This is a genomic window from Pelomonas sp. SE-A7, assembly GCF_030345705.1.
In the GTDB taxonomy this organism is placed as follows: Bacteria; Pseudomonadota; Gammaproteobacteria; order Burkholderiales; family Burkholderiaceae_C; genus JAUASW01.
On sequence record NZ_JAUASW010000001.1, the window covers coordinates 637,615 to 649,302 of the forward strand.

General features: G+C 67.1%; 9 protein-coding genes. 8 read left to right on the forward strand and 1 reads right to left on the reverse strand.

The window, feature by feature from the left end:
• Nucleotides 1-87 precede the first annotated feature (87 nt).
• Entirely contained in the window at nucleotides 88-1,671 is a 1,584-nt protein-coding gene (locus QT382_RS02825; protein WP_289252534.1) for a vWA domain-containing protein, read from the reverse strand.
• A 348-nt stretch (nucleotides 1,672-2,019) separates the two neighbouring features.
• Between QT382_RS02825 and QT382_RS02830 the strand changes: the two genes are divergently transcribed.
• From QT382_RS02830 to QT382_RS02865, 8 genes are all read left to right on the forward strand, one after another.
• Nucleotides 2,020-2,922, forward strand: coding sequence for a LysR family transcriptional regulator (locus QT382_RS02830; protein WP_289252535.1), 903 nt, complete (start codon nucleotides 2,020-2,022; stop codon nucleotides 2,920-2,922).
• Entirely contained in the window at nucleotides 2,919-4,361 is a 1,443-nt protein-coding gene (leuC, locus tag QT382_RS02835) for a 3-isopropylmalate dehydratase large subunit (RefSeq protein ID WP_289252536.1), read from the forward strand. Before QT382_RS02830 ends, leuC begins: the two co-directional genes overlap by 4 nt.
• Nucleotides 4,361-5,011: a 3-isopropylmalate dehydratase small subunit gene (gene leuD / locus QT382_RS02840; protein WP_289252537.1), complete on the forward strand. Its 651-nt coding sequence runs from the start codon at nucleotides 4,361-4,363 to the stop codon at nucleotides 5,009-5,011. The genes leuC and leuD overlap by 1 nt, the downstream gene beginning before the upstream one ends.
• A 5-nt stretch (nucleotides 5,012-5,016) precedes the next feature.
• Complete coding sequence (gene leuB, locus QT382_RS02845; RefSeq protein WP_289252538.1) at nucleotides 5,017-6,108, forward strand: 3-isopropylmalate dehydrogenase; 1,092 nt, start codon at nucleotides 5,017-5,019, stop codon at nucleotides 6,106-6,108.
• A gap of 102 nt (nucleotides 6,109-6,210) precedes the next feature.
• A complete protein-coding gene (gene asd / locus QT382_RS02850; RefSeq protein WP_289252539.1) occupies nucleotides 6,211-7,323 on the forward strand; it encodes an aspartate-semialdehyde dehydrogenase in 1,113 nt (370 codons plus the stop codon).
• Nucleotides 7,324-7,629: 306 nt separating this feature from the next.
• On the forward strand, nucleotides 7,630-10,170 hold the full coding sequence (locus QT382_RS02855) for a motility hub landmark protein FimV (RefSeq protein ID WP_289252540.1): 2,541 nt from the start codon (nucleotides 7,630-7,632) through the stop codon (nucleotides 10,168-10,170).
• 76 nt (nucleotides 10,171-10,246) lie between these two features.
• A complete protein-coding gene (gene truA, locus QT382_RS02860) occupies nucleotides 10,247-11,029 on the forward strand; it encodes a tRNA pseudouridine(38-40) synthase TruA (protein WP_289254674.1) in 783 nt (260 codons plus the stop codon).
• A gap of 2 nt (nucleotides 11,030-11,031) precedes the next feature.
• Nucleotides 11,032-11,682 carry a phosphoribosylanthranilate isomerase gene (locus QT382_RS02865; protein WP_289252541.1) on the forward strand — a complete coding sequence of 217 codons (651 nt, stop codon included), beginning with the start codon at nucleotides 11,032-11,034 and terminating at the stop codon, nucleotides 11,680-11,682.
• Nucleotides 11,683-11,688 lie beyond the last annotated feature (6 nt).

Consider the following 11,688-nt stretch of genomic DNA (forward strand, 5'->3'; position numbering starts at 1 on the left):
AAGACCGAGATGGGTGCAGATTAGCAGGGCAGGCCGGGCGTGGCGAGCCGGTGAAGACCTGGCGGTGCCAGGTCTTGCTTCAGCGCTTCAGCGCTTCAGGGCGGCCGAAAGCTCAGCCAGGCGCAGGAATTCGGCGCGGTGGCCGTAGCGGTCGCTGCCGCGCGATTCGCGGGCCAGCGTCAGCACCTGCTGCGGCCCGAATTCGCCGATCAGGGTGCTGCCGCGCAGCCACTGGCCCCAGCCGGCCACGGCGGCGGCAAAGCGCAGCTCCGGGTCGGCCTGCTCTATGCCGGGCAGCTGGGCCGGACGCGCCACGCCGAACTCGACCAGCTGGCTGTCGGCCTGGCCGGGCTTCTTGTAGCGCAGCTTGATCCAGGCCAACTCGCCGCTCTTGCCGTCCGCCTTGGCCGCCGTCGGGCTGGGCTGGTAGCGCAGCGGATCCACATTGCCCCTGGCGCCGCGCGGCACCCATTCGTAAAGGGCCGTGACCGTGTGGCCGGCGCCCACGTCGCCGGCATCGACCTTGTCGTCCTTGAATTGCTCGCGGGTCAGGGCGTTGAGCTCGTAGCCGATCAGCCGGTATTCATCGACCTGGCCCGGGTTGAACTCGACCTGCAGCTTCAGGTCCTGGGCCACGACGGCCAGCGTCGAGGTCATCTCGTTGACCAGCACCTTGTGCGCTTCCTGCAGCGAATCCATGTAGTGGTAGCTGCCGTCGCCGGCGTCGGCCAGCTTCTTCATCAGGGCTTCGTTGTAGTTGGAGTCGCCGACTCCCAGCGCGGTCAGGCCCACGCCGGCCTTGCGCTGCTCCTCGACCAGGGCCTTGAGCTGGGCCGGGTCGACCACGCCTATGTTCAGGTCGCCGTCCGTGGCCAGCAGCACGCGGTTGATGCCGCCGTCTATGAAGGCTTCGCGGGCCTGGGCATAGGCCATTCGGATGCCGGCCTCGCCATAGGTGCCGCCACCGGCCGAGAGGCTGTCGATGGCCAGCTGGATCTCGGTCTTCTTGTTGCCCGGCGTGGCCGGCAGCACGAGCCGGGTGCCGCTGGCATAGCTGACGATGCTGAGCCGGTCCTGCGGCCGCAGCTGCTGTGCCAGCAGGCCCAGGGCCGACTTGACCAGGGGCAGGCGGTCCTGCGGGCTCATGGAGCCGGACACATCGACCAGGAAGACCAGGTTGGCCGGCGGCAGCGAGGCCTTGGCGGCGTCGCGCGCCTTGATGGCGATGCGCAGCAGGCCGCGCTCGTGGTTCCAGGGCGAGCGGCTGAGCTTGGCATCGACGGTGAAGGGCTGCTCCTGCCGGGCCGGCGGCTCGGCGTAGTCGTAACCGAAGTAGTTCACAAGCTCCTCGACCCGCACGGCATCCCGCGGCGGCAACTGGCCGCGGCCTATGAAGCGGCGGACGTTGGCATAGCTGCCGGTATCGACGCTGGCGCTGAAGGTGGAGGTCGGGTGTTCTGCAACCCGGCGCCAGGGGTTGTCGCTGAAGTTCTCGTACTTGGCGGTATTGGCCGGTGGTGGCAGAGCGACCCGAGCGGGCGCCGGCATGAAGCTGTGGGACGGCATCGCGACCGGGGCATTGCCCGTGATCTCGACGCGTTGCAAGGCATCCTGCTGGACCTTGCTTTCGACGACGGGGCCCCGGCGCGGGGCAGGGCTCGGCGGCGGCATGGGTGTCACTTGAACCGGCGCTGCTGGCGGCGGTGGGGATATTGCAGGCGGCGCCTTGACGGGCGGCCTGGGTGTCTGCGGGCTTGGCGCCTCGCCGACCTGGGCGCAGGCTCCGAGCAAGCCTGCACCCAGCATGGCCAGCGACAGCAGTCCGCTACGACGGTTCTTCTCCATATCAATCCCCCTTGTTGGTCGGGCCAGTATAGGAATCGCCCGGGTCTTGCCAGTCCGACTTGGTGACCAGAGGTAAGCCGGCCTAAACTTCGCCATCCACGAATCCTTCGTTTTGATCTGCGGTATTTGCCGTGTTCACGCGAAGGGAGAATCCACCAGCCCAAGAAGTCACCCATGCGCCTGGACCTCACCACCCTCAATCTCGTGCTGGCCATCGAACAGACCCGTTCGATCACCCGCGGAGCCGAGCGCGAACACCTGGCCCTGGCGGCCGCCAGCAAGCGGATCTCCGACCTGGAATCGCGCCTGGGCGTGCAGCTGTTCGAGCGCCGTGCCCGCGGCGTCGAGCCCACCGAGGCCTGCCGGGCCCTGGTGCGCCACATCCGATCGCTCAACGCTTCGCTGCATGCGCTGGAGAGCGAAGTCGTCGAGTTCGCTCGGGGCATCAAGGGCCATCTGCGCATCGCTGCCAATGCCGGCGCGATTGCCGAATGCCTGCCGGCCGACATGGCGGCCTTCTTGCAGAACCATCCGCAAATACGCATCAGCCTCGAGGACATGACCAGTTCCGAGACGCAGACGGCCGTGGCCGAAGGCCGGGCCGACATCGGCGTGTTCACGCCGCCCATCCTGGACAACCGCCTCGAGACCCGCCGTTACCGCAACGGCCGCCTGGCCGTGCTGGTGCCCGAGGGTCATGCGCTGGCGGGCCGCAAGAGCGTGTCCTTCGACGACCTGCTGGACTTCGACCTGGTCGGCCTGCATGCCGGCGCCTCGGCCCAGGAGCTGATGCGCGAACAGGCTTTGGCCCGCGGCCGCACCTTGAATGCCCGCCTGGCCGTGCGCGGCTTCGACGCGATTGCCCAGCTGGTCGAGGCCAGGCTGGGCGTGGCCGTGCTGCCCCAGGGCCCGGCCGAACGCTTCGCCCAGGTGTTCTCGGTGCAATTGCTGCGCCTCGATGAAACCTGGGCCCAGCGCGACTATGTTCTGGGCGTGGCGCGCGTCGAGCGCCTGCCCACCGTGGTGCAGCGCTTTATCGATGCGCTGTCGCCCATTCCCAAGGAAATCAAGCCATGAGCGCGAGAACTCTCTACGACAAGCTGTGGGACGAGCATGTCGTCCACACCGAAGAGGACGGCACGGCCGTGCTCTACATCGACCGCCACCTGGTCCACGAGGTCACCAGTCCGCAGGCCTTCGAAGGCCTGGAGATGGCCCATCGCAAGGTCTGGCGCCTGTCCGCCAACCTGGCTGTCAGCGACCACAACGTGCCGACGACCGACCGCTCGCAAGGCATTGCTGACCCGGTCTCCAAGCTGCAGGTCGATACGCTGGACAAGAACTGCGACCGCCATGGCCTGACGCAGTTCAAGATGAACGACAAGCGCCAGGGCATAGTCCACGTGATCGGCCCGGAGCAGGGCGCGACGCTGCCGGGCATGACCGTGGTCTGCGGCGACAGCCACACTTCCACCCATGGCGCCTTCGGCGCGCTGGCCCATGGCATTGGCACCTCCGAGGTCGAGCATGTGCTGGCCACGCAGACCCTGCTGGCCAAGAAGGCCAAGAACATGCTGATCCGGGTCGAGGGCCAGGTCATGCCGGGCGTGGGCGCCAAGGACATCGTGCTGGCCATCATCGGCCGCATTGGCACGGCCGGCGGCACCGGCTACACCATCGAGTTCGCCGGCTCGGCCATCCGCGCGCTGAGCATGGAAGGCCGCATGACGGTCTGCAATATGGCCATCGAGGCGGGTGCGCGCGCCGGCCTGATCGCCGTGGACGAGACCACGATCCACTACGTCAAGGGTCGGCCGTACACGCCAGGTACCGACCCGCAAACCGGCCGGTTTGCAGGGGGCGTGGAATGGGAGCAGGCCGTCCAGTACTGGCGCGGCCTGCACTCGGATGCCGGCGCGCATTTCGATGCCGTCGTCGAACTCGACGCCACGCAGATCCGTCCGCAAGTCACCTGGGGCACCAGCCCGGAGATGGTCTTGTCCATCGAGGACCGTGTGCCCGATCCCGACAAGGAAAAGGACTCGGTCAAGCGCAATGCCATCGAGCGCGCGCTGCAGTACATGGCCCTGGAGCCCAACAAGGCGATCAGCGACATCCGCATCGACAAGGTCTTCATTGGCTCCTGCACCAACAGCCGCATCGAGGACATGCGCGAGGCGGCGGCCGTGGTGCGCCGCGTCGGTGGCCGCATCGCCGGCAACGTCAAGCTGGCCCTGGTCGTGCCAGGCTCGGGCCTGGTGAAGGCCCAGGCGGAAGCCGAAGGCCTGGACCAGGTGTTCAAGGCCGCCGGCTTCGAATGGCGCGAGCCGGGCTGCTCCATGTGCCTGGCGATGAACGCCGACCGGCTGGAGCCGGGCGAGCGCTGCGCCTCGACCAGCAACCGCAATTTCGAAGGACGCCAGGGCGCTGGCGGCCGCACCCACCTGGTCAGCCCGGCCATGGCGGCCGCCGCGGCCATGCAGGGCCACTTCGTCGACGTGCGCAGGATTTCGTAATGGACAAGTTCACCCTCCACAAGGGCCTGGTCGCGCCCATGGACCGCGACAACGTCGACACCGACGCCATCATTCCCAAGCAGTTCCTCAAGTCGATCAAGCGCACCGGTTTCGGCCCCAACCTGTTCGATGAATGGCGCTACCTGGACCACGGCGAGCCGGGCCAGGACCCGGCCAGTCGCAAGCCCAATCCGGACTTCGTGCTGAACCAGCCGCGCTATCAGGGCGCCTCGGTGCTGATTGCCCGCAGCAACTTTGGCTGCGGCTCCAGCCGCGAGCACGCGCCCTGGGCACTGGAGCAGTACGGCTTCCGCGCGCTGATCGCGCCGAGCTTCGCCGACATCTTCTTCAACAACTGCTTCAAGAACGGCGTGCTGCCCATCGTCCTGCCCGAGTCGCAGGTGGCTCAGCTGTTCGACGAGGTGGCGGCCTTCCCGGGCTACCAGCTGAGCGTGGACCTGGCGCGCCAGGTCGTCATCAAGCCGGACGGCACGGAGCTGTCTTTCGAGGTGCAGCCGTTCCGCAAGTACTGCCTGCTCAATGGCTTCGACGACATAGGCCTGACGCTGCGCCATGCCGACAAGATCAAGGCCTACGAGGCCGAGCGCATTGCCAGCAAGCCCTGGCTGAACCACCGTTTGATCGGATGAATCCCATGAAGATTGCTGTTCTGCCGGGCGACGGCATAGGCACCGAGATCGTTGCCGAGGCGGTCAAGGTCCTGAAGGTGCTGGACCTGCCGCTGGAGATGGAAAGCGCGCCGGTGGGCGGCGCTGCCTACGAGGCGGCCGGCCATCCGCTGCCCGAGAGCACGCTGAAGCTGGCGCAAGCGGCCGATGCCGTGCTGTTCGGCGCCGTGGGCGACTGGAAGTACGACAAGCTGGACCGGCCGCTGCGCCCCGAGCAGGCCATCCTGGGCCTGCGCAAGCACCTGGGCCTGTTCGCCAACTTCCGTCCGGCGATCTGCTACGAGCAACTGACCCATGCCTCCAGCCTCAAGCCCGAGCTGGTGGCGGGCCTCGACATCCTGATCATCCGCGAGCTGACCGGCGACATCTACTTCGGCCAGCCGCGGGGCCGCCGCACTGCCGTCGATGGCCATTTCCCCGGTGCCGAGGAAGCCTTCGACACCATGCGCTATTCGCGCCCCGAGATCGAACGCATCGCCCATGTGGCCTTCCAGGCCGCGCGCAAGCGCAGCAAGAAGGTCACCTCGGTCGACAAGGCCAATGTGCTGGAGACCTTCCAGTTCTGGAAGGACGTGGTCACCGAGGTCCACAAGGACTATCCGGACGTGGAGCTGGAGCACATGTACGTGGACAACGCGGCCATGCAGCTCGTGAAGGCGCCCAAGAAGTTCGACGTGGTCGTGACCGGCAATATGTTCGGCGACATCCTGTCGGACGAGGCTGCGATGCTGACCGGCTCGATCGGCATGCTGCCCTCGGCTTCGCTCGACAAGAACAGCAAGGGCTTGTACGAGCCCAGCCATGGCAGCGCACCGGATATCGCCGGCAAGGGCATAGCCAACCCGCTGGCTACAATCCTCTCCGCTGCCATGATGCTCAAGTTCTCCCTCAACCAGCCCGAAGCTGCCGCTCGTATCGAGTCGGCGGTTCAATCGGTGCTGGCCCAGGGTCTGCGCACTGCGGACATCTGGAGCGAGGGCACCCAGAAGGTGGGCACCCGCGAGATGGGTGATGCGGTCGTTGCCGCCATCACCATGACCAAAACCATTAAGGGCTAGTTCAGCTCCGGTTCGTCTCGCCCCTACAAACCCGGCGAAGCGAGCCGGGGAAGAAGAAACCCCAGGGTTTGTTTGACTTGTAGAGCGATTGAGGAACACGTGATGACGACATTGGTTGGATTGGTGGGCTGGCGCGGCATGGTCGGCTCGGTGCTCATGGACCGCATGAGCGAAGAACGGGACTTCGACCTGATCGAGCCGCTGTTCTTCAGCACCTCGAACTCCGGCGGTGCCGCTCCGGCCCAGGCCAAGAACGAGACTAAGCTGCAGGACGCCTTCGACATCGAGCAGCTCAAGCGCTGCGAGATCGTCATCACCTGCCAGGGCGGCGACTACACGAACGAGGTCTTCCCCAAGCTGCGTGCGGCTGGCTGGAACGGCCACTGGATCGACGCCGCCTCGTCGCTGCGCATGGCCGACGACGCGGTCATCGTCCTGGACCCGGTCAACATGCCGGTGATCCAGAAGGCCCTGGCCAACGGCGGCAAGAACTGGATCGGCGGCAATTGCACGGTCTCCTGCATGCTGATGGGCGTGGGCGCCCTCTACAAGGCCGGTCTGGTCGAGTGGATGAGCACCCAGACCTACCAGGCCGCCTCGGGCGGCGGTGCCCAGCACATGCGCGAGCTGTTGACTCAGTACGGCACGCTGAACGCCGAGGTGCGCTCGCTGCTGGACGACCCCAAGAGCGCCATCCTAGAAATCGACCGCAAGCTGGTTGCCAAGCAGCGCGCGCTGACCGCTGCCGAGACCGCCAACTTCGGCGTGCCGCTGGGCGGTTCGCTGATCCCCTGGATCGACAAGGACCTGGGCAACGGCCAATCCAAGGAAGAGTGGAAGGGCATGGCGGAGACCAACAAGATCCTCGGCAGCGACGATATTCCTGTCGACGGCTTCTGCGTCCGCGTCGGCGCCATGCGCTGCCACAGCCAGGCCCTGACCTTCAAGCTGAAGAAGGACGTGCCCCTGGCCGACATCGAGGCCATGATCCGCGCCGACAACGAATGGGTGAAGTACGTGCCCAACACCCGCGAGGACACGCTGAAAGACCTGACCCCCGTGGCCGTGACCGGCACCATGACCATTCCGGTCGGCCGCGTGCGCAAGCTGGCCATGGGCCCGGAGTACCTCGGCGCCTTCACCATCGGCGACCAGTTGCTGTGGGGCGCGGCCGAACCGCTGCGCCGCATGCTGCGCATCCTGCTGGCTCGGTAATTCCCCCTAGGGCCTCGCGAGCCCCCGTTGCCCTGAAGCTACAAGCGGTGACAGGGGGTAAATGAGGGCCCGCTCATAGGGCGTATTCACGCTTTGCATGAGCGTTGCAGCGTATATGCTTGCCGCTGTTGTGTTTTCGGACCGCTCGGTCACTGAGGGCATCGTGCAGCACGCAGGCAACGAGAGCATCGTCGCAAGAAAAGGCGGGACCCTGGGTGGCCCCGCCTTGTCGTTTTGGGGGACGCCTTGAAAAACCAAACCCGCGCAATGGGGCGCTTTGCCCTGACTCATGTCGCGGTGGCAGCGATGGCAACGCTGACCGCCACCTCCTCCTGGGCCCTGGGCCTCGGTCGACTGTCCGTGCAGTCCGCCCTCGGCGAAACGCTGAAGGCAGAGATCGAGGTCGCGAGCCTCAGCGCCGAGGAGGCCGGTTCGCTGAAGGTCCGCATCGCGCCGCCCGAGCTCTACCGCAGCAATGGCGTGGAGTTCAACTCGGTGCTCAGCAACACCCAGGTGCAGCTGGTCCGTCGCGCCGATGGCCGCCCGTACTTCCGCATCCAGAGTGATCGCGCCGTCCAGGAGCCCTTTGTCGATGTGATCCTCGAGATCACCTGGACCGGCGGCCGCTTGGTGCGCGAGTACACGTTGCTGTTCGATCCGCCGGCCACACCTTCGCGTCAGGCTGCATCTCCGGCCGTGGCCACCGCGCCGGTGATGTCGCCGGCACCCGCCGAGACCACTCCGATTCCGGCCACGCCGGCACCTGCTCCGGCGCCCACCGTATCAGCCGCACCCCAGCGTCCGGCGGTTCCAGCCCGCGCGCCGGCCGCACCGCCGCCGGCGGCTCCCGTGCCGCAACGTGATGCCAGCCAGTACCAGGTCAAGCCGGGCGACACACTGTCCAAGGTGGCGTCCAAGACCCAGGCTCCAGGCATCTCGCTGGATCAGATGCTGGTCGGCCTGTTCCGCTTCAATCCCGATGCCTTCATCGAAGGCAACATGAACCGGCTGAAGTCGGGCTCGGTGCTGCAGGTGCCGTCCAGCGAAGAGCTGAATGCGGTCTCGCAGGGCGAGGCACGTCAGGTCATCATTGCGCAGAGCGCCGATTTCGAAACCTACCGCCAGCGCCTCGCCGGTGCCGCACCGGTGCTGAAGCAGGACGAGAGCCCGCGCCAGGCCAAGGGCCAGGTCCAGGCGGCGGTGGAAGACCGCAAGCCGGCCGCCGCGCCTTCGCCTGACAAGCTGACCCTGAGCAAGGCCGGCGTCACTGGCTCGGAAGGCAAGGCCTCCAAGGACACGGAGAAGAAGGATTCGGCCGCTCGTGTGGCCGAACTGACCCGCAATGTGGAAGAGCTGAAGAAGCTGTCCAGCGCGGCCAAGCCTGCCCCCGTGACTCAGGCCGCCAAGCCCGCGGCACCTCCGCCCAGTGCGCCGCCGCTCGCTGCCCCTCCGCCGAGTTCACCCAAGGCCGTGGCGCCGCCACCCAGCAGTCCGGCTGCCGTGGCGCCGCCGCCCAGCAGCCCGGCCGCCGTCGCTCCTCCGCCGAGCTCGCCGGCCGCCGTGGCGCCGCCGCCTAGCGGCCCAAGCCTGTCGGGCCTGCCGACGCCGGCCTCCAAGCCCAAGACGGTCACGGCCCCTGCCCCGGGACCGAACGAGCCTGGCTTGCTGGACAGCCTGCTGGGCAGCCCCTTCGTGCTGCCGGGCGCCGCCGCCATCATTGCCTTGTTGGGTTTCTTCGGACTGCGTCAGCTGCGCGCTCGCAATGCCGGCAAGACGTCCAAGCCCGATACCGGATTCCACGAAAGCCGCCTGCAGCCGGATTCGTTCTTCGGCTCGGCCGGTGGCCAACGCGTCGACACCCGCGACGCCTCGACCACGGGCCAGTCCTCGATGAGCTATTCGCTCAGCCAGCTGGATGCCATCGGCGACGTGGACCCGGTGGCCGAGGCTGACGTCTACCTGGCCTATGGCCGCGACCTGCAGGCCGAGGAGATCCTCAAGGAAGCGCTGCGGGCCAATCCTGAGCGCATGGCGATCCGCCTCAAGCTGCTGGAGGTCTACGCCAAGCGCCGCGACACCAAGGGCTTCGAGCAACTGGCCGTCCATCTGTATGCCGAGACGCAGGGACAGGGCGAGGACTGGGCCAAGGCGCAGGAGCTGGGCCGCCAGATCGATCCTGACAATCCGCTGTACCAGCCGGGTGGCGCCCCGGCCCAGTTGCTGAGCCCGGGAATGGGCGGCCGACCGGAGCCCATGGATGCCAGCACGCTGCCGCAGACCGTGGCGGCGGCCGGCATGGCGACCGAGCCGATGATGGCTCGCCAGGAAGATCCGGGTCCGGCCAGCGGCCTGGGTGACCTGGACCTCGACCTCGACCTGGGCGGCGACGAACCGGCCCCGGCGATGACCTCGATGGAGGCGACCCAGGCCATGGCGATCTCGGTCGAGCAGTCGCCGATGGACATGGACTTCGACCTGTCCAAGCCGCCGGCTGCACCGGCACCTGCGCCCGCGCCCGCCGACGATCTGGAATTCGACCTGGATCAGCTCGACACGGCCCAGCCGGCCGCGGCGGAGCAGGGCGGTTCGCTGGACTTCGACCTGTCGTCCATCGACCTGGACCTGCCCGCGGCGCCTCCGCCGGCCGCCGAGCCTGCGGCCGACATGTCCCTGCCCGACCTCGGTGGTGACGAAGGCGACCCGCTGCAGCGCCAGCTGGAGCTGGCCGACGAGTTCCGCCAGATCGGCGACACCGAGGGCGCGCGAGACGTGCTGCAGGAGCTGGTCGCCAAGGCCACCGGCCCGCTCAAGGCCAAGGCCCAGGCCATGCTCGACGAACTGCGCTGACCGATACTTGCGGTCTTCCCGAAAGGCGCTCGGCCCCGGCCGGGCGCTTTTTCTTTTGAGGGATCCTGAGATGACGGTGAGAGTGGCCCTGGGCCTGAGCTATCGCGGCGAGGCCTACAAGGGCTGGCAGAGCCAGCCCGGCGGCGGCACGGTGCAGGACGTGCTGGAAGCGGCCCTGAGCGAGTTTGCCGCCCACCCGATCCGCACGATTTGCGCCGGACGTACCGACACCGGTGTCCATGGTCTCAACCAGGTGGTGCACTTCGATGCCGAGGTCGAGCGCGAGCCGTTCTCGTGGATACGCGGCACCAACCGCTATCTGCCCAGGGACGTGGCGATCCAGTGGTGCGCATTTCCTGCGGCCGATTTCCATGCTCGCAACCATGCGCGGGGCAGGCGCTATGCCTATCTGCTGCGCGAATCGGTGGTGCGGCCGGCGATAGAGAGCGGCGCCTGCGGCTGGGTGTTCCGTCCGCTGGATGGCGAGGCCATGCGCGAAGCCGCGGCCCTGCTGGTCGGCGAGCATGACTTCAGCTCGTTCCGTTCGGCCGAATGCCAGGCCGCCTCGCCGGTCAAGCAACTGAGGGCCATCCACATCAGCAAGCGTGGCGCCTACTGGCGCTTCGAATTCGATGCCTCGGCCTTCCTGCACCACATGGTGCGCAACCTGATGGGCTGCCTGATCGCCGTGGGCAGCGGCAACCGCGCGCCTGGCTGGGTGGGAGAGGTGCTGGCAGCGCGCAGCCGGCAGGTGGCCGCACCGACCTTCGCCCCGGATGGGCTCTACTTCATAGGCCCGTACTACGATGCCCACCTCAATCTTCCCGAGCAGGTGGACGCGCTCGACTGGCTGCCCTGAACATGGTGACAAGAACCCGCATCAAGATCTGCGGCCTGACCCGCGAGGCCGATGTGGCCGTGGCTGTCGCGGCCGGTGCCGACGCCATCGGCTTCGTGTTCTACGACAAGAGCCCACGCTTCGTGAGTCCGCAACGGGCTGCAGAACTGGCCAGGCTGCTGCCTCCCTTCGTCACACCGGTCGGCCTGTTCGTCAATGCCTCTGCCGAGCTGATGGCCGAGGCGCTGCAGGCCCTGCCGAACATGCTGTTGCAATTCCATGGCGACGAGACGCCTGCTGATTGCCGCTTGCCGGGGCGGCCCTTCCTGCGCGCCGCTCGCATGGCGCCCGGTTTTGATTTGCTAGACTTCGCAGCTCAATTTTCAGATGCAGCCGGCCTGCTCGTCGACGCCCATGTCGATGGCTATGGCGGTGGAGGAAAGGTCTTCGATTGGTCACTGCTTCCAACAAACGTGCCCCGTCCAGTCGTTTTGTCTGGTGGGTTGCATGCCGGAAATGTGATCGAAGGGATTCTTCGGGTACGGCCCTGGGCCGTTGACGTCAGCTCCGGCGTCGAGGAGGCCAAGGGCCTCAAGAGTGCCGCGCTGATGCGCCAGTTCTGCAATGCGGTCCGCCAGGCGGATGCGCAGCTCGCAGCAAGCAGCCTCACCTGAAAGAGA

Bases quoted from the DNA above. Each gene is read 5' to 3' on its own strand.
- QT382_RS02825 (WP_289252534.1), bottom strand. From the start codon at position 1,671: ATGCCGCCGCCGAGCCCTGCCCCGCGCCGGGGCCCCGTCGTCGAAAGC.
- QT382_RS02830 (WP_289252535.1), top strand. From the start codon at position 2,020: ATGCGCCTGGACCTCACCACCCTCAATCTCGTGCTGGCCATCGAACAG.
- leuC (WP_289252536.1), top strand. From the start codon at position 2,919: ATGAGCGCGAGAACTCTCTACGACAAGCTGTGGGACGAGCATGTCGTC.
- leuD (WP_289252537.1), top strand. From the start codon at position 4,361: ATGGACAAGTTCACCCTCCACAAGGGCCTGGTCGCGCCCATGGACCGC.
- leuB (WP_289252538.1), top strand. From the start codon at position 5,017: ATGAAGATTGCTGTTCTGCCGGGCGACGGCATAGGCACCGAGATCGTT.
- asd (WP_289252539.1), top strand. From the start codon at position 6,211: ATGACGACATTGGTTGGATTGGTGGGCTGGCGCGGCATGGTCGGCTCG.
- QT382_RS02855 (WP_289252540.1), top strand. From the start codon at position 7,630: ATGGCAACGCTGACCGCCACCTCCTCCTGGGCCCTGGGCCTCGGTCGA.
- QT382_RS02865 (WP_289252541.1), top strand. From the start codon at position 11,032: ATGGTGACAAGAACCCGCATCAAGATCTGCGGCCTGACCCGCGAGGCC.